This window comes from Neisseria sp. (genome assembly GCF_030527965.1).
Taxonomy (GTDB): Bacteria; Pseudomonadota; Gammaproteobacteria; order Burkholderiales; family Neisseriaceae; genus Neisseria.
The window spans coordinates 24,529-43,181 of the sequence record NZ_JAUMZU010000010.1 but is presented as its reverse complement, the minus strand read 5'-3'; the positions used below and the strand labels follow the sequence as shown (position 1 = coordinate 43,181).

At 48.9% G+C, this 18,653-nt stretch carries 10 protein-coding genes; 2 read left to right on the top strand and 8 right to left on the bottom strand.

What is annotated here, in order from left to right:
• Both Q4A84_RS05855 and Q4A84_RS05850 read right to left on the bottom strand, forming a co-directional pair.
• Nucleotides 1–1,986, bottom strand: a complete 1,986-nt coding sequence (locus tag Q4A84_RS05855) for a DNA topoisomerase IV subunit B (RefSeq protein ID WP_303087995.1) — start codon at nt 1,984–1,986, stop codon at nt 1–3.
• 150 nt (nt 1,987–2,136) lie between these two features.
• Nucleotides 2,137–3,396 carry a D-alanyl-D-alanine carboxypeptidase family protein gene (locus tag Q4A84_RS05850; protein WP_303087994.1) on the bottom strand — a complete coding sequence of 420 codons (1,260 nt, stop codon included), beginning with the start codon at nt 3,394–3,396 and terminating at the stop codon, nt 2,137–2,139.
• 242 nt (nt 3,397–3,638) lie between these two features.
• On the opposite strand from Q4A84_RS05850, the gene ilvA reads away from it, so the two are divergent.
• Both ilvA and ppx read left to right on the top strand, forming a co-directional pair.
• A complete protein-coding gene (gene ilvA, locus Q4A84_RS05845; protein ID WP_303087993.1) occupies nt 3,639–5,177 on the top strand; it encodes a threonine ammonia-lyase, biosynthetic in 1,539 nt (512 codons plus the stop codon).
• Between the two features lie 213 nt (nt 5,178–5,390).
• The gene (gene ppx, locus Q4A84_RS05840) at nt 5,391–6,893 is read left to right on the top strand and encodes an exopolyphosphatase (RefSeq protein WP_303088051.1); all 1,503 of its coding nucleotides are present in this window, start codon (nt 5,391–5,393) and stop codon (nt 6,891–6,893) included.
• 238 nt (nt 6,894–7,131) lie between these two features.
• Here the strand turns inward: ppx and Q4A84_RS05835 are convergent, their stop codons facing one another.
• From Q4A84_RS05835 to Q4A84_RS05810, 6 genes are all read right to left on the bottom strand, one after another.
• Nucleotides 7,132–8,619: a tannase/feruloyl esterase family alpha/beta hydrolase gene (locus tag Q4A84_RS05835; protein ID WP_303087992.1), complete on the bottom strand. Its 1,488-nt coding sequence runs from the start codon at nt 8,617–8,619 to the stop codon at nt 7,132–7,134.
• A 299-nt stretch (nt 8,620–8,918) separates the two neighbouring features.
• Nucleotides 8,919–10,700 carry a dihydrolipoyl dehydrogenase gene (lpdA, locus tag Q4A84_RS05830; protein ID WP_303087991.1) on the bottom strand — a complete coding sequence of 594 codons (1,782 nt, stop codon included), beginning with the start codon at nt 10,698–10,700 and terminating at the stop codon, nt 8,919–8,921.
• A gap of 94 nt (nt 10,701–10,794) precedes the next feature.
• A complete protein-coding gene (aceF, locus tag Q4A84_RS05825) occupies nt 10,795–12,426 on the bottom strand; it encodes a dihydrolipoyllysine-residue acetyltransferase (protein WP_303087990.1) in 1,632 nt (543 codons plus the stop codon).
• A 115-nt stretch (nt 12,427–12,541) separates the two neighbouring features.
• A complete protein-coding gene (gene aceE, locus Q4A84_RS05820) occupies nt 12,542–15,214 on the bottom strand; it encodes a pyruvate dehydrogenase (acetyl-transferring), homodimeric type (protein ID WP_303087989.1) in 2,673 nt (890 codons plus the stop codon).
• Nucleotides 15,215–15,650: 436 nt separating this feature from the next.
• Nucleotides 15,651–16,280: a Smr/MutS family protein gene (locus Q4A84_RS05815; RefSeq protein ID WP_303087988.1), complete on the bottom strand. Its 630-nt coding sequence runs from the start codon at nt 16,278–16,280 to the stop codon at nt 15,651–15,653.
• Nucleotides 16,281–16,412: 132 nt separating this feature from the next.
• Entirely contained in the window at nt 16,413–18,560 is a 2,148-nt protein-coding gene (locus Q4A84_RS05810; RefSeq protein ID WP_303087987.1) for a LysM peptidoglycan-binding domain-containing protein, read from the bottom strand.
• Nucleotides 18,561–18,653 lie beyond the last annotated feature (93 nt).

Here is an 18,653-nt window from a genome sequence, read left to right as displayed (position 1 = left end):
TCAGATATCCACTTCCGCCTTATCGCCTTCCCGCTCCATCCACGCACGGCGGGCGGCGGCTTCGCCTTTGCCCATCAGCTTCACAAAAATATCATAGGTTTCTTCGCCCGCGCCATCGGGAATATCCACCCGCAGCAAACGTCGGGTATCCGGATTCATAGTGGTGTCTTTCAGCTGGTCGGGGTTCATTTCGCCCAAGCCTTTAAAACGGCTGATGGAATAGGCCGTTTCTTTGACACCTTCTTTCTGCAATCGTTCCAAAATACCGTCCAGCTCGGTTTGATCGAGTGCATAAAACTTGCGTGCCGGCTTGCTTTTGCCCTGCGCATTCACATCCACGCGAAACAACGGCGGCTGCGCCACATAGATATGCCCCTCGGCAACCAGTTGCGGAAAATGGCGGTAAAACAGCGTCAACAGCAAAACTTGAATATGCGAACCGTCAACGTCCGCATCGGAAAGAATGGCAATCTTGCCGTAGCGCAAACCGCTCAAATCGGCACGCTCGCCCGGCATATGAGGATCGACACCGATGGCCACCGAAATATCATGGATTTCAGCATTGCCGAATAATTGATCGGGATGAACTTCAAAGCTGTTGAGCACTTTGCCGCGCAAGGGCAAAATCGCCTGCGTTGCCTTATCGCGCGCCAATTTGGCCGAACCGCCGGCCGAATCGCCCTCCACCAAAAACAACTCGTTTTCGCGAATATCTTCGCTTTCGCAATCGGTCAGTTTGCCCGGCAACACGGCCACGCCGCTGCCTTTTTTCTTTTCGATTTTCTTAACCGAACGAATGCGCGCCTGCGCCTGCCGGATGGCCAGCTCGGCAATTTTTTTACCCGCTTCCACATTTTGGTTGAGCCACAATTCCAGCGGATCGCCCGATACGGCCGACACCAATTTCAGCGCATCACGGTTAGTCAGCTTATCTTTGGTTTGACCTTGAAACTGCGGATCGAGAACGCGGGCGGACAGCACAAAAGCCACTCGACTAAACACATCATCACTCTGAATCTTCACGCCACGCGGCAACAGATTATGATGGTTGATAAAATTATTCACTGCGCCGAATACCGCCTGTTTCAGCCCCGCCTCATGCGTGCCGCCCAGCGGCGTAGGAATCAGATTGACATAGCTTTCGCTGTTGCAGGCGCCTTCTTCCAGCCAAGTTAAAGCAAACGCCGCGCCCTCGCCTATGCTGAAATCGCCTTCATGGCCGTTTGAAATATAATTTTCAGACGAAAATATCGGCACCGCTTCCTGCGCTTCGTTGATTAAATCGGCCAGATAGCTTTTTAGCCCGTTAGGATAATGCCAAGTTTGGGTTTGGTTCTCAGACAGGCTTTTCACCGGCCGCGTCAGTGTAACGGTTACCCCGGGCAGCAACACCGCCTTCGCGCGCAACAAGCGTTCCAGCTCCGTGATGCTGTAATTCGGGCTTTCAAAATATTTGGCATCGGGCCACACGCGCACTTCCGTACCGGAATCCTTGACCGCACACTTGCCGATTTGCGCCAAAGGCTCAATCACATCGCCGCCCGCAAACACGATACGATGGACTTTGCCTTCGCGCTTAACGGTTACCTCCAACCGAGTGGAAAGCGCATTGGTTACCGACACGCCCACGCCGTGCAAGCCGCCTGAAAACGCATAAGCGCTGCCGCCTTCTTTCTTATTAAACTTTCCCCCCGCATGCAAACGGGTAAACACCAATTCGACCACCGGCAAGCCTTCGCTCGGATGCAAGCCCACCGGAATACCGCGGCCGTTGTCGCGCACAGAAAGCGAACCGTCATCATGGATTTCCACTTCAATCCGGTCGGCAAAACCGCCGAGCGCCTCGTCGGCAGCGTTATCAATCACTTCCTGACAGATATGCGTCGGACTTTCCGTTCGGGTATACATGCCCGGGCGCTCTTTAACCGGCTCCAAGCCTTTAAGAACGGTAATGCTGGATTCGCTGTATTGAGATGGGTTTGCCATAAGATGTGTTTGAAGAAAAATTAAAGAAAAAAAATTAAGACGGAATTTTAGCACAATGGCTTGAAAACAGGGATTGGCGCCACTTTAAGCGCAATGCCTGTCTGAAAACTTTTCAGACAGGCATTATGTGTATAGCCAATCAAGCCGGCTTCAACTGAAAATATTTTTAAACCAAAGCTTGATGTTATCTAATAAACGCACAAACCAATTGGCTTCTTTAACCGGGCTGAGCGCCACCACTTTTCTTTCCGCCAACACTTTGTCTGCATAGGTAATTTTCAATTTGCCCAATTCCTGGCCTGTATGTATCGGCGCCACCACGGGCTGCACGGTCTCCAGCACAGGTTTGATTTTCTGGCCCTCAGCATGCGGAATAGTCAGATACACCGGTTCAATAAAGCCTACGTTGACCGATTTTTCACTGCCTTTATAAACCTTTACCCGCGAAATCACCTGCCCTGCATTGTAGAGCTTGGGCGTATCAAACGATTGCAGCGCCCAATTCAATAATTTACTGCTCTCCGCCGCACGGGCTTCAGGGCTTTCCGTGCCGACCAAAACCGCAATCACACGCCTGTCGTTACGGTTGCTGGAAGAAATCAGGTTGTAGCCCGCGGTGGGCGAATGACCGGAAATCATGCCGTCGATGCTGTTGTCACGATAAAGCAGCAGATTGCGGTTCGGCTGCTCGATTCCGTTATAAGTAAACGATTTCATAGAAAAAATCGGATAATAACGTGCAAAATCCTGAGCAACCGAGGCAGCCAGTTTCAACAAATCTTTAACGGTAGAAAAGTGGCCGTCCACCGCTTCGCCGGTGGCATTTTTAAACGTCGTATCCAGCATGCCGAGGCGGATGGCTTGTTCGTTCATTTTTTTCACGAATTCCGCCTCCGAACCGTTGCCCAGAGCTTCCGCCAAGGTAACAGTGGCATCGTTGCCCGACTGTACCAGCATACCTTTAAGCAAATCGCTCACGCTAACCGCCTTGTTCGGGCTTAAAAACATGCGCGAACCGCCGGTTTTCCACGCCTTTTCCGATACCTTTAACATTTGATCCGGCTTCAGCGTACCGCCATCCAAAGCTTTGAACACCAGATAGGCAGTCATCAGTTTGGTTAATGATGCCGGTTCGATTTTCGCATCGGGATTATGCGCGCCCAATATTTGCTTACTTTGCGCATCCATTACAGCATAAGCAGTGGCCGCCAACTCCGGCAGCTTGGGCAAAGCAGCAGCATCTTTCTCAGAAAGAGCAGATGATGCGGCTTGGGCAGCTGGCGCGGCAAGCGGCTTGGTAGCCGAAGCCAAGGCTGCTTTGGCCGCGGGAGCAACGTCTTTTTTCGGCATGTCGGCCGCATTAGCGGCGCAAACAGCAGCCAAAAACCAGCAAGAAAGGTATTTTTTCATAAAATCAGTGGGTAGCCGAAGAAGCGGAAAAATAAAGAAAGCCGTTGCAAATTGCGCGGCTTAAAGTGAAACTTTAATTGATTATACATGAAATCAGTTTCCGCTTGCACTATCGTGCCGCACAAGGTATGGTTCCAACTTTTCCGGCCTAATCCTTCATTCTAAAAACAGGCGGCCTGCTGCGGTTTTATCCTAAACCGCAGCCGGTATATTTTATTTTCCCAATCCAACGCAGCACTACCATGAATCCAAAACTGCATTCCGACTATCTGACCCGAATCTTAACCGCCTCCGTATACGACGTGGCCGCCGAAACGCCGCTCGATGACGCCCGCAACCTATCACGCCGAACCGGTAACCGAATCCTGCTCAAACGCGAAGATTTGCAACCGGTATTTTCATTTAAAATCCGCGGCGCTTATAACAAAATGGCTTCGCTCTCATCAGAAGCACTGGCAAAAGGCGTGATTACGGCCAGCGCGGGCAACCATGCACAAGGCGTCGCTTTGTCTGCTCAACATTTGGGTTGCGAGGCCACCATCGTGATGCCGGAAACCACGCCTCAAATTAAAATTGACGCAGTCAAAGCGCGCGGCGGCAACGTTGTGCTCGCAGGCGTGTCTTACAACGATGCCTACGATCACGCAATGAAACTGGTTTCGGAAAGCGGGTTAACCTACATTCCGCCCTTCGATGATCCTTACGTAATTGCCGGACAAGGCACCATCGGCTTGGAGATTATCCGCCAGCATCCGAAGCGCATCGATGCCATCTTCGTTGCCATTGGCGGCGGCGGATTGGCAGCCGGCATAGCGGCCTTCATTAAAAACGTACGCCCTGAAATCAAAGTCATCGGCGTAGAAACCTTTGACGCCTGCGCGATGAAGCAATCCATCGAGCAAAACCGGCGCGTAGAATTGAAAGACGTCGGCCTGTTTGCCGACGGCACGGCGGTTAAGCTGGTAGGCGAAGAAACCTTCCGCCTCTGCCGCGATCTGCTCGACGACATCATTCTGGTAGACACAGATGACATTTGCGCCGCAGTAAAAGACATTTACGACGACACCCGCAGCATCACAGAACCCTCAGGCGCACTGGCCTTAGCCGGCCTCAAAGCCTACATCGAACGCGAAAACTGCCATAATCAGACCCTCATCGCCGTTAACAGCGGCGCCAACATGAATTTCCATCGTCTGCGCCATGTTTCCGAACGCAGCGAATTGGGCGAAGGGCACGAAGGCATTTTTGCCGTTTCCATTCCGGAAACACCCGGCAGCTTTCGCAAGTTCGTCAACGTGCTGGGCAGCCGCAACATTACCGAATTCAACTACCGCTACGGCGATGACCGCGTCGCCCATATTTTTGTCGGCATTCAAACCGCCGGCGCACGCGACATCGAACTCATCGGCCAAGAGCTGACCGCAGCCGGGCTGCCCAATATTAATCTTTCCGGCGATGAAATTTCTAAAATCCACATCCGCTACATGGTCGGCGGCCGCACCGATAAAATCGCCAACGAACGGCTGATTACGTTTGAATTTCCCGAGCGGCCGGGTGCGTTGGCGCGCTTTCTCAACCATATGCAAACCGATTGGAACATCACGCTGTTTCACTATCGTAACCACGGTGCCGACTACGGCCGCGTATTGGTTGGCATCGACGTACCGGAGCAAGACACGGCCGCTTTTGCCGAGTTTCTGCAAAACGTTGGCTATGCCTGCTACGATGAAAGCGACAATGCCGCCTACCACCTGTTTTTAGGCACAACCCGTTCCGCATAAACAATGCCTGTCTGAAAAATTTTCAGGCAGGCATTAACAAAATCGGCCGTTACAACCCCAAACTAACACCTTTATCGGTGAAGATGACAAACATTCTGGCAGACAGTAATATATCGTCGTTTGCCAACGGCAAACAAAGCATGTTTTCAGACAGGCATTCATCTTAAAATGCCTGTCTGAAAAACAATATTGCATAACTTACACCCCCGAACCATCATGACAACATCTCAAAACATGCTTGCTTCAGTCGACCTCGGCTCCAACAGCTTCCGTCTGCAAATCTGCGAAAATAACAATGGCCAACTCAAAGTTATCGACTCCATCAAAGAAATGGTGCGCCTTGCCGCCGGCCTCGACGAACATAAAAAACTCGACCCGGCCTCGCAAGATCGCGCGCTCAATTGTCTGACCAAATTCGGCGAACGCCTGCGCGGTTTTTCTCCCGATCAAGTCCGCACCGTCGCCACCAACACCTTCCGCGTCGCCAAAAACATCTCCGAATTCCTGCCCAAAGCCGAAGCCGCATTGGGTTTTCCCATCGAAATCATTGCAGGCCGCGAAGAAGCTCGCCTGATTTACACCGGCGTAGTCCACACCCTACCGCCCAACGGCGAACGCATGCTGGTCATCGACATCGGCGGCGGATCAACCGAATTCATTATCGGCGCCCACCTCGAACCGGCCAATACCGAGAGCTTGCCGTTGGGTTGTGTTACCTACAGCATGCGCTTTTTCCAAAACAAAATCACCGAAAAAGATTTCAAAGCCGCCATTACCGCCGCCCGCACCGAAATTCAACGCATCAGCAAACTCTACAAACGCACCGGCTGGGATTTCAGCGTCGGCACCTCCGGCTCGGCCAAATCAATCCGCGACGTGATTTCAGCAGATTTAAAGATGGGAGAAGACATTACCTACGCCGGCATGCAAGAGCTTGTCAAACGCATCTGCCAGGCCGGCAGCGTAAAAAAAGCCCGCTTTGAAAACCTCAAACCCGAGCGCATTGAAGTTTTTGCCGGCGGGCTCTCCGTTATGATGGCCGCATTTGAAGAGCTGGAAATTCAAAAAATGATCGTTACCGAAGCCGCTCTGCGCGACGGTGTGTTTTACGACTTAATCGGCCGCCAGCTCAATGTCGACATGCGGGATCAAACCGTTGCCCAGTTTCAGCAGCGCTATCACGTTTCTCCCAGCCAAGCCGCACGCGTATCCGCTACCGCCCGAATTTTTATGGAAAGCTTGGCGCAAACCGCATCCGTGCAAGAGCTTGCACACTGGCAACAATATGTAAACTGGGCGGCCCTATTGCACGAAGCCGGTATCGACATTGCACACACCGCCTATCACAAACACAGCGCCTACATTCTTGAAAACGCCGATATGCCGGGTTTTTCACGCAAAGAGCAGCAAATCTTATCCACGCTCGTCTTAGGGCAGCGCGGCGACCTGCGCAAAATGGCTGATCTGGCCGGCAATAACCTGATGATGTGGTTTGCCATTACCGCCCTAAGGTTATCCGTATTATTCAACCGTGCTCGCCTTCCGCTTACCCTTCCCCCGTTTACTCAACTGCGCTTCGACCCGGAAAGCCATAAATTTACCCTGCGCATCAATCAAAACTGGCTGGATGAAAACCTATTGACCGCCGACGCGCTAACCTACGAAACCGAGCAATGGAATAAAATCGACACGGTATTCGATGTACAAGGCATTTGATGCCTGTCTGAAAAATAAGGAGTGAATCAGAGCAGCCGCTTACCGTCGCAAAACGGCTTTAAAGCGCTTTGCCATACTTCGTTTTCAGACAAGCTTATCCGGGCTGACAACGCTATAACAGCATTATCAGCCCGGATTGCTTTTTACAACCAGCTGCCCGCATCAGAGACCAATCACACTTAGGTTTAACAAATCTTCTTCAATACGCGGGATAAGTCAAAAACACTGGCAGTCATCTTTAACGACATTCGAAACTTGCCGCCTGATTTTTATCGCCGCCCACATAATTCGCCGTTTTCGGATAAGCGCAAAGAGGTTGTGATTTGCCGGGAAAAGCTTTTCCTGTAGCAACCATAGACTCCGGTGCCACATCTTTTTCATGCCAATTTTCCAACGCAGTAAGCGGATCAAAATTATCAAGAGCCGGGCCGTCTCCGCAATGAGTCATGCCCGGAATATTGAACAAGCGAACGGCTTCTCGCGCATTAGCAGTATCCTGCTGCAATTGCAGATACCAATCGCGCAAATCGTTAGCAGAAAATACCGGATCAGACACTCCCTCAAAGACAATCATCTTACCGCCGCGTGCTTTAAAGGTGCTCAAATCAGTGGAATCAGCATCATTGATGCCGCCCACTTGCACGGTTTTAGCCGGATCAGTATCAAAATTAAAATCCAGTATGCTGAACCTAGGGCTATGCGGTGTCATAAAATAGTTGGGCAATGATCCTGCACCCAACGTGAAATTAAGCGCATTCGGTTCGGCCGTTTGCGAAGTGCCTATTTTCCAAGCACGCCAACCAGGTGAATTAATGCCTGCATCATAAGGCCATCCACTATAAATGTGATCGCCTCGGCTGTTCTTCGCACCATTGAAAACGGCGTTAAGCAAGGCTACTTTCTCTTCGCCGATTTTATCTTGCACCATTTCCGGTTTAAAATCACAATGTTCCCATTGATTAACAATGCCATCTTTCAACCCGTCTTTAGCATCGCAACGGTTAAGAATCCCGGCAGTAAGCGAATCGAGGTCTTGCTGAGTCAGCGCGTTGGCCACAATACGCTGCCCTTGAGCGTTTTTAGGAGCAGCAGCAAGAAAATGCTGACTGTCCCAAGCTTCGCCCATTGCCGCTTTTGAAAGCCGAAAACCCGGATTACCTGCAATAACCCCATCAAATTCCAGCGGATAACGCATGGCAGCCATCATAGCCTCCCTGCCCCCGTTGGAGCAGCCCATAAAATAGCTGTACTGAAGTTTGTCGTGATACATGGTTTCGATTAATTGCTTGGCAACCGCGGTAACTTTTCCAATGGCAGCATAAGCAAAATTAATTCTTGCCTGTTGATCCGCTCCGAAAGCAGGCGTCATATCTTGATGCCCGCCATCCATACTAACCACCGCATAGCCGCGTTTGAGCGCAGGCACGGCGGTAGAGCCGTGAGAAGGAACGCTACCCACTGCCGGCGCTATAAAACCGTCGGTGCCGCCGCCGCCCTGAAAAAGAAATTTCTTATTCCAATTTTCAGGCAGGCGCAATTGGAAACCGATATGGTAAGGCTTTCCATCTGCACCATTTCGTTTCTCCATCTCTCCGGATATCATGCAATGAGCGGAATAATTCATATCGGCGATTTCACTTGATGCACCAGTCAAGCCGGCGGCAGAATCTTTAGGCAAAGGGCCGACGGCAACCCAATCAGCTTGGGTAATAACCGTATCGTTCATCTTTATATTTTTAAGCGCAACACAGCGCTCTTTCTCACTCTGGCTTTGCTCGGCCTTTTCAGAAGTTTTTTGTGAACCATCCGATACCTGATTTGACGATTCAGATTGATTTTGAGAACAAGCGGTAACAAGCAATGTTGTTATTAAAATAGAAAGTGGTTTTAAATTCATAAGAAATCCTATCAATCTGTCTTTAAAGCATTAAATTCAGATTTCATTTTGCTATGATTAAAAAAGAACCGCAACCGTTTAAAAACGGTTGCGGTTTTTCACAGTTAAACCACTCATTTAGCAGTTTATTATTTTTTGCGTTGCGGAGGCAAATCGGTGCAGGTGCCTAACGCCACTTCAGCTGCCAAACCAATGGTTTCACCCAAAGTAGGATGCGGATGAATGGTTTTGCCAATATCTTCGGCATCGCAACCCATCTCAATCGCCAAGCAAATCTCACCAATCATATCACCACCGTTGGGGCCCACGATACCACCGCCAATAATCTTGCCGCTTTCAGCATCGAAAATCAACTTAGTAAAGCCTTGGTCACAACCGTTGGCAATCGCACGGCCGGAAGCAGCCCACGGGAAACTGGCTTTGGTAATCTTGATTCCTTGCTCTTTGGCCAGCGTTTCCGTTACACCTACCCAAGCCACTTCCGGGTCGGTATAGGCCACACCCGGGATCACGCGAGCATCAAAGTAGGCTTTGTGTCCGGCACAGTTCTCTGCCGCCACATGGCCCTCGTGCACCGCTTTGTGAGCCAGCATAGGCTGACCAACCACATCGCCGATAGCGTAGATATTCGGTACATTAGTGTGCATTTGTTTATCGGTTTCGATAAAGCCTCTTTCGCTGACCACAACACCGGCTTTTTCCGCATCAATCAATTTACCGTTAGGCGCCCTGCCCGCAGCAACTAAAACCAAGTCGTAACGCTGAGGTTCTTTCGGCGCATTGGCTCCTTCAAACGTTACATAAATGCCGTCTTCTTTGGCATCCACTGCAACGGTTTTGGTATTGGTCATAATGTTATCGAAACGGTATTCGTTCAATTTCTGCCAAACTTTAACCAAATCGCGATCGGCACCTTGCATCAGGCCATCCATCATTTCAACCACATCCAAACGGGCTCCCAGCGTGCTGTATACGGTACCCATTTCGAGGCCGATAATACCACCGCCGATAATCAGCATTTTCTCCGGCACATTTGCCAAAGCCAGCGCACCGGTAGAATCGACAATACGCGGATCTTTCGGGATAAACGGCAAGTTAACCACGCGGCTTCCTACCGCAATAATACAGTTCTTGAATCCTATGGTTTTCTTCTCGCCAGTCTCAGCAGATTTTTCATATTCACTGCTTTGAGTCAACGCTACTTCGATGTGGTTGGCATCCAAAAATTTACCGAAACCTTGAACGATATCAACCTTGCGGGCTTTTGCCATACCGGCCAAACCACCGGTCAATTTACCGATGACTTTTTCTTTATAGCCGCGCAGCATATTAATATCTATTTCCGGCTCGGGATAGGAAATACCGTTTGCTTTCAGGTGACGCACTTCATCAATCACTGCTGCATTATGCAACAATGCTTTAGAAGGAATACAACCCACGTTTAGGCAAACACCGCCCAAAGTGCTGTACTGCTCCACAATCGCCACTTTCAAGCCTTCATCTGCCGCGGCAAAGGCTGCCGAATAACCGCCAGGACCGCCACCCAATACTACAACATCATATTCAGCATCCGACGAACCATTAAACTGAGCGGCTTGTGGCGCCGGAGTCGCTGCTTTAGGCGCTTCTTGTGCCGGAGCGGCTTTTACTTCGGGTACTTCAGCAGATGCACCGCTTGCTTCAATAACGGCAATCACACCGCCTTCGGAGATTTTATCGCCGACTTTCACTTTGACTTCTTTAACCACACCGGCGGCTTCTGCAGGCACATCCATCGTCGCTTTGTCTGTTTCCAAAGTAATCAAAGTATCTTCAATTGCAACAGTATCGCCGGCCTTAATTTCCACGGCAATAATGTCTACGTTTTCATGCCCGCCGATGTCGGGCACTTTGAGTTCAATCAAGCTCATTCTATAAACCTTTCTGGCAAGCAAACCTTTTTACAAGTTGCTTCGGTCATGTTTTTTCAGACAGGCATTAACCCTAATGCCTGTCTGAAAAGCGTTACAGTGTAATGCGGCGGAAGTCTTTCAGCAGATTCGCCAAGAACACGGTAAAGCGCATACCGGCCGCACCGTCAATCACACGGTGGTCAAACGACAATGACAACGGGCACATCAGACGCGGTTGAAATTCCTTACCGTTCCAAACCGGTTTCATTTGTGATTTGCAAACACCTAAAATAGCCACTTCCGGTGCATTCACAATCGGAGTAAAGCCTGTTCCGCCGATACCGCCCAAGCTGGAGATGGTAAAGGTTGCACCTTGCATTTCATTCGGTTTAAGTTTTCCTTCGCGGGCTTTTTTGCTCAACTCGGTCAACTCTTGCGAAATCTCTTTCAGACCTTTCTTATCGGCATCTTTAATGACCGGCACCACCAAGCCATTTGGCGTATCAGCGGCAAAACCGATGTTATAGTATTTTTTCAATACCAGATTGTCGCCATCAAGCGAAGAATTGAATTCAGGGAACGCTTTCAGTGCAGTTACCGAAGCTTTGATAACAAAAGCCAGTGGCGACAATTTCAAACCGGCGCGCTCCCACTCTTTGTTAAGCTGCTGGCGGAACGCTTCCAGGTCTGTCATATCGGCTTCATCATTCACGGTAACGTGAGGAATCATCACCCAGTTACGCGATAAATTCTGACCGGAAATTTTCTTAATGCGGGAAAGCGGTTGAACCTCAATTTCACCAAATTTGCTGAAATCAACTTTTGGCCACGGCAGCAAGTCTAAACCGCCGCCCAAAGATGCTCCGGCTGAAGCCCCCTGAACACCGCCACTTTGCATAGCGGCTTTCACAAAGGCCTTGATGTCTTCGCCGACAATACGGCCTTTCAGGCCGCTGCCTTTAACCAAGCTTAAGTCCACACCCAATTCGCGTGCCAATTTACGCGCCGACGGGCCTGCATGAGCTTTGGCAAATCCAGCTTCATTAACCGGCGTATTACCAAAAGCGGCCGGAGGCGTTGCAGAGGCAGGTGCCGCAGCCGCTGGAGCAGGTGCTGCTTTTGGCGCTTCAGCCGGTTTTTCAGCTGCAGCCGGCGCAGGAGCGGCACTTGCGGAAGCAGACGCACCGGCGCCTTCCACTTCAACAATTACGGCACCTTGTGAAACTTTATCGCCTACTTTTACGTAAACGGCTTTCACCACACCTGCCGCGGTAGACGGCACATCCATAGTCGCTTTATCGGTTTCCAACGTAATCAATGTATCGTCTAAAGCAACGGTATCGCCTGCCTTAACTTCTACGGCGATCACATCTACATTTTCATGTCCGCCAATATCCGGAACTTCCACTTTGCTTACTGAACCACCAGCGGCAGGCGCAACCGGAGCCGCCTCTGCCGGAGTAGATTCTGTTTTTGGCGCTGGCGCAGCCGAAGCAGCTGCACCTGCTGCCTCAACCAATACGATTACACTGCCTTCCGAAACTTTATCGCCCACTTTAACTTTTACTTCTTTGACCAAGCCGGCCGCATCCGCCGGTACATCCATTGTGGCCTTGTCTGTTTCCAGAGTAATCAGGGTATCATCTAAGGCGATGGTATCGCCGGCTTTCACTTCCACGGCAATGACGTCTACATTTTCGTGACCACCAATGTCGGGTACTTTGATTTCTACGATTTGACTCATCGTGATTTTCCTTTAACGGTTGCGAAGGGAATCGACAACCGGTTATTTCGTTAGAACCATTCAAAATCCGTTTTCAGACAGGCTTCAATGATTAAAGCCTGTCTGAAATATCTACTTAGCGTTCCCAGCTAGGCGCGGTGTCGGTTTTGATACCGTATTTTTCAATGGCCTGCTGCACAGTCTCACGGCTAACTTTGCCTTGATCAGCCAATGCGCTCAGAGCTGCAACGGCCACGCTGTAGCTGTCTACCTCAAAGAAACGGCGCAAGTTGGCTCGAGAATCACTGCGTCCGAAGCCATCGGTACCCAATACATGGTAATCATTCGGAATGTAAGCACGAATGCGATCGGCAAAGCTGCGAACATAATCGGATGCAGCCACTACAGGGCCTTCATGGCCTTGTAACTGCTGAGTCACAAACGGCACTTTCCGATCTTCCAAAGGATGCAGGCGGTTGTGGCGCTCAACCTTAATTGCATCGCGATGCAACAAGTTGAATGACGGGCAAGACCAAATATTGGCTTCTACACCGAAGTCATTTTTCAGTAAGTCGGCCGCTTTAATCACTTCGTTCAAGATGGTACCCGAACCCATCAGTTGGACTTTCTTATCGCTCTTACCGCCTTCTTTGAGCAAGTACATACCTTTCAAGATTTCTTGTTCAATGCCTTTTCGTTGGGGCATGGCCGGATGAACATAGTTTTCATTCATCACGGTCAGGTAATACCATACGTCTTCATTCTCGGCATACATGCGGCGCAAACCATCCTGAACGATCACAGCCACCTCGTATTGGAAGGTCGGATCGTAGCTGACGCAGTTCGGAATTAAATCGGCTTGAACTTGGCTATGACCATCTTCGTGCTGCAAGCCTTCGCCGTTCAGCGTAGTACGACCGGCAGTGCCGCCAACCAAGAAGCCGCGGGCACGCATGTCGCCTGCCGCCCAGGCCAAATCGCCAATACGTTGGAAACCGAACATTGAATAATAAATATAGAACGGAATCATCGCATAACGGTTGTTTGCGTAGCTTGTGGCCGCAGCAATCCAGTCTGCCATTGCGCCCGGTTCGTTAATACCTTCTTGCAGAATCTGACCGTCAATCGATTCTTTATAGAACATCAACTGGTCTTTATCTTGCGGCGTATATTGCTGGCCTTTCGGATTCCAAATACCATATTGGCGGAACATACCTTCCATACCAAACGTACGGCTTTCATCCGGCACAATCGGCACAATGCGTTTACCGATTTGCTTATCTTTCAACAAAGTAGACAAGATGCGTACGAATGCCATCGTAGTGGAAAACTCACGGTCGCCACTGGATTGCAATTGAGCATCGAATGTTTCCAAAGCAGGAATAGGCAACGGTTCGGTGTTTGGATTACGTTGTGGCAAATAACCACCCAAAGCGTTACGACGCTCGCGCAGATATTGCATTTCCGGGCTGTCTTCGCTGAAACGGTAGAAAGGCAGATCTCCGCTCTCAATTTGCTCGTCGGTTACCGGAATTTCGAAACGGTCGCGGAACTGTTTCAAAGAAGCCATATCCATTTTTTTAGCTTGGTGAGCTACGTTCTGACCCTCGCCGGACGCACCCATACCGTAACCTTTAATGGTTTTCGCCAAAATAACGGTCGGACGACCATCTGAATTGTTTACGGCTTCATAATAAGCAGCATAAACTTTATGCGGATCGTGACCGCCACGGTTCAACGCCCAGATTTCGTCATCAGACATATTGGCAACCATCGCCTTCAATTCGGGCGTATTGAAGAAATGTTCGCGCACATAAGCGCCGTCTTTTGATTTATAAGTTTGGTAGTCACCGTCCAAACATTCATTCATGCGTTGTTTCAAAGCATTATTGGTGTCGGCTGCGAGCAATGCATCCCAACGGCTGCCCCAAATTACTTTCAACACATTCCAACCGGCTCCGCGGAAGTTGCCTTCCAATTCTTGAATGATTTTGCCATTACCGCGCACCGGGCCATCAAGGCGCTGTAAGTTACAGTTAATCACAAAAATCAAATTATCCAAGCCTTCGCGAGCTGCTAAAGAGATAGCGCCTTGGCTTTCCGGCTCATCCATTTCACCATCGCCGCAGAATACCCAAACTTTACGGCCTTTGGTTTTGGTCAGTCCGCGAGACTCAAGGTATTTCAGGAAACGTGCCTGATAAATACCCATCAACGGGCCTAAACCCATGGATACAGTCGGGAATTGCCAGAAATCAGGCAACAAATAAGGGTGGGGATAAGAAGACAAGCCATTAGTGTCGGCTTCTTGACGGAAATGGTTAAGTTGCTCTTCGCTCAAACGGCCTTCAACGAAAGCACGAGCATAAATACCGGGAGCCGAGTGACCTTGCGAAAAAACCAAATCGCCTTCTTCGCCATCTTTGCCTTTGGCGTGCCAGAAATGATTAAAGCCAACATCATACAAAGTAGCGGCTGACTGGAAAGAAGCAATATGGCCACCCAATTCTAAATCTTTTTTACCTGCTTTCAATACCATGGCTGCGGCATTCCAGCGGATAATAGAACGAATGCGATGTTCCATTTCATGGTTGCCGGGAGATTTTTGCTCCTTACCGACCGGAATGGTATTCAAATAGGCAGTCGTCGCATCAAATGGCATATGAACGCCACGACGACGGGTGTATTTCACCAGATTTTCCAATAGGAAATGGGCGCGCTCGGTACCTTCGGTTTCCAGAACCGAGCTTAAAGCATCCAGCCATTCCTGGGTTTCAATCGGATCAACATCTTGAATTTGGGTGGACATAATGACTATCCCTTCAGTTGAGTTAATTAAAGCGCTTAAAATTATCAAACCTGTATATTTTCATTTTCGAAAACATCAAGACCTTAACAATACAAAGCAAACATTAAATTTGTATAAAGAATATATAAAACAATCGGTTGACAACTTACAACTCAAAGCAAACAGAATCAAGCAATTCCATCGCTTTATCAATAACTACCAGCTTCCTCGCTAATGCTAGCAGCAATCTCACGCACTGGCAAACCCGATATTATTTTCCTAACCGATGTTAATGGAATCGATTGAAAAGTGTTTTCTTAAATATTCGATTTTGAGTGAAAGAATATATTTTTTCGGAAAAACCGAACAAGAAAAACGCATACGACAATCAAAAACGAATCGATTCTCTACAATTTATTTAGAAAGCGGCAATGTTAAAAAATTTAAAAATAACCTTTCATTTTTTCTTGTCTCCTGCACCGCACTGCCATTTGCGTTTCAACAAAATCCTGACCGCTCCGTCATTGTTTTTATGCGGTTCGACGTAAGCCAAAACATCCGGGTGTTGCATTAGCCAGCGACGCACCAGATTTTTTAAAACTGGTTGATAACCTGAAGAACCCAAACCACTTCCGTGAATAATTTCGCCGCACACGCCTCTTTGTTGTGTGAATTCAATAAATTCGTTTAACACTTGTTGCGCTTCTTCTTGTGTGTAGCCGTGCAAATCGACATCTGCAACTACGGGATATTCTCCTCTCTGCAATCGCTTTATATCTTGTTGTCCACGCCCGTTTTTACTGAAAACAGCGGGAATATTCTGCCATTGGCCTTCTCCTACATAAAAATAATCTTGTTCCTCCAGCCCCGTGTCATGTTGTTTTCGAGGCTTGATAGGAGAAGTATCCCTAGGCTCAATATAGCGATTTTGATTTTTCAACGGCTTGGCATCCTGCATCGCTTTTTTAAAATCAACGTCTTCTTCAAGCTGCCTTGCCGCCTTTTTTTCTTGTTCGGTCCGAACCGAAGCCTCCTCTTTGGCTTGTTTACCCAATGTTTTTAATAAAGCTTTAGCATCCAAATCCATAAATCACCCATTTATTTTGATGAACCTCGTCAATCATACCGAATTAATGTTTTATTGTAGAGAAAAGCAAATAGTCAAATAAAATGCCTGTCTGAAAACATTTTCAGACAGGCATTTTATAATTGAGATTGATTAAATACCAATCAGATTGATTCTCTGCCCCGGTGTCACCGTTCGGGTATTCCGATTCCAACGCCGGATATCGTTAATATCTACGTTAAACCGGTTGGCAATGGTATTCAACGTATCGCCTTTGCGTACGGTGTAAGACACCGAATGGAAATTTTGCGAGCCGTTTCCATCAAGCACCACTTTCAACACCTGTCCTTTTTGGATGTTGTTACCACGAATATTATTAATGGTGGCCAAATCCGCAACGCTAATGTTGTAACGTTGGGAAATATTATACATAGTATCTCCGTCCGTTACACGATGCGTTCCTGCAGCCAGCATCTGTTGTTGTGCACGAGCCAAACGGGCTTGGGTGCGCTCTTGCTGCTTAGCCAAAGCCAAACGAGCCTTCGCCGCACGGGCTTCGTCTTCTTCATAACGAACAAGCGCACTGCGGATACTTTCCGCAGCGCTGCTTTGCTCTGCCAAGAGTTGCAATTCATCTTTAGATTGCCCTGCTTCGGCTGCTGCCACAGAAACTGCATCCTGAGTCGCCGGAGCGGATTCCAGTGCTTTGTTTGTTTGTGCAGTAAGAATTTCTTGCGGCTGAGTAACGGCTGCTTCGGTTATCGGTTTTGCAGCTTCGGCTTGAGCGTTAGAAGTCAGATTTTGCGGAATCGAAGGTTTTGCCTCGGCCTCTGTCGGTAAAGATAAAGGTTGGTTAATAGCAACAGCGGTGGGTTGAGCCTGAACTACCGGTTTCTGGGTGGTTGTAACATAAACAGGCGTTGTTTCAGTTTGTTTAGCCCGAGTGGCTACGAATGCCTGTTGTGCTGGGGCTGGGATAGCTGCCGGCGCAGATTCTGTTGCTCTGGTGGCAACAGTCTGCACTACAACCGGTTTGGGCATTACAGGTTTCGCATCGGCCAAAATACGAACATCAACCGGTTTTGACATCGGTTCGACCGTCTGCATTTTGTTATTACCCGGGTCAAGGTCTTTATCGATACTGGCAAAGTCGATATAGCTACTGTTACCGCCACCATTCTTGGCCACCAGAAGGCTATACCCGCCTTGTACAGAGCTACCTTTCAAGCCGTTCAAACGCTTCAGTTCGCTTAAGCTGGTTCCTGTTTCAGCAGCAATACTGGCTAGGCTCGTTGCATCCTGAGTTTTATAAACGTCCCATGACAATAAGGTTGCTTTATCTGCTTTTTTATAATTTTTTTCAAAGGTTGCTACCGCAGTAACCGGCAACAACATTTTACGCTTCTGATTAGGAACAAATACCGGTGCTTTAAAGGCAGGATTCAAAGCGAGAAACTCACTTTCGCTAATATCGGCCAAGCGTGCGGCGGCAGAAATATCAATAGGCTGATCAAGCGTAACGGCTTTGAAATAAGGTTTGCTATCGATTTCAGCAAGGTTGATACCGTAATATTGAGGGTCTCGCACGATATTGCGCACAGCCATCAATTTCGGCACGTAATTGCGCGTTTCATTTGGCATGCGCAGGTTTTCGTATACCGGCTCCAGTCCTTGGGCACGAGCTCGATTGACCGCACGGCTCACGTTGCCTTCACCCCAGTTGTATGCGGCCAAGGCAAGCGACCAATCGCCAAATAGTCCGTGCAGATATTGTAGATAGTTAAGTGCGGCGTCTGTAGCAGCCTCTACATCATGACGGCCATCATAAAGAGAGGTTTGTTCCAAACCGTAATGTCGGCCGGTGGAAGGCATAAATTGCCATAAGCCGGAGGCACCAACATGAGACTTGGCTTTATTGACGTAAGCGCTCTCGATAAAAGGTAATAAAGCAATTTCGGCCGGCATATTACGTTTTTCAACTTCACCGGCGATATAAGACATATAAGGCTTACTGCGCTCAACGGTGCGGGCGAAATAAGCGGAGCTGGAACTAAAACGGCTCTCATGATTGCGCACCAATTCCGGATTGACTTCGCCCATACGGAAGTCTTTGCGCAATTTCGCCCAAATACTGCCTGATTTTAGAGGTGTTTTCTTATTATGATCTAAAGGAGAGGCGCTTAAACGCATCATCGCCATACCGACCTGGTCTGGCGAGTAACCGGAGAATGTTTGGGCATGAGAAGCTGCGGATACGGACAAACCTGCTACGGCTAAAGAAATCGTTTTTAATGACGCCATGATTTTCTGTATATGTATAATGGTTAGAACTTTATAGATAGTATTGGGTTTGTTGGTAGGCGTCAAGTTTTACGGGGAAATTAATTTCATTTT

What these genes read in the sequence shown, in the direction of transcription:
- ilvA (WP_303087993.1), top strand. Translation starts at nt 3,639, where the DNA reads ATGAATCCAAAACTGCATTCCGACTATCTGACCCGAATCTTAACCGCC.
- Q4A84_RS05815 (WP_303087988.1), bottom strand. Translation starts at nt 16,280, where the DNA reads ATGGATTTGGATGCTAAAGCTTTATTAAAAACATTGGGTAAACAAGCC.
- Q4A84_RS05810 (WP_303087987.1), bottom strand. Translation starts at nt 18,560, where the DNA reads ATGGCGTCATTAAAAACGATTTCTTTAGCCGTAGCAGGTTTGTCCGTA.
- lpdA (WP_303087991.1), bottom strand. Translation starts at nt 10,700, where the DNA reads ATGAGCTTGATTGAACTCAAAGTGCCCGACATCGGCGGGCATGAAAAC.
- Q4A84_RS05855 (WP_303087995.1), bottom strand. Translation starts at nt 1,986, where the DNA reads ATGGCAAACCCATCTCAATACAGCGAATCCAGCATTACCGTTCTTAAA.
- aceE (WP_303087989.1), bottom strand. Translation starts at nt 15,214, where the DNA reads ATGTCCACCCAAATTCAAGATGTTGATCCGATTGAAACCCAGGAATGG.
- aceF (WP_303087990.1), bottom strand. Translation starts at nt 12,426, where the DNA reads ATGAGTCAAATCGTAGAAATCAAAGTACCCGACATTGGTGGTCACGAA.
- Q4A84_RS05850 (WP_303087994.1), bottom strand. Translation starts at nt 3,396, where the DNA reads ATGAAAAAATACCTTTCTTGCTGGTTTTTGGCTGCTGTTTGCGCCGCT.
- Q4A84_RS05835 (WP_303087992.1), bottom strand. Translation starts at nt 8,619, where the DNA reads ATGAACGATACGGTTATTACCCAAGCTGATTGGGTTGCCGTCGGCCCT.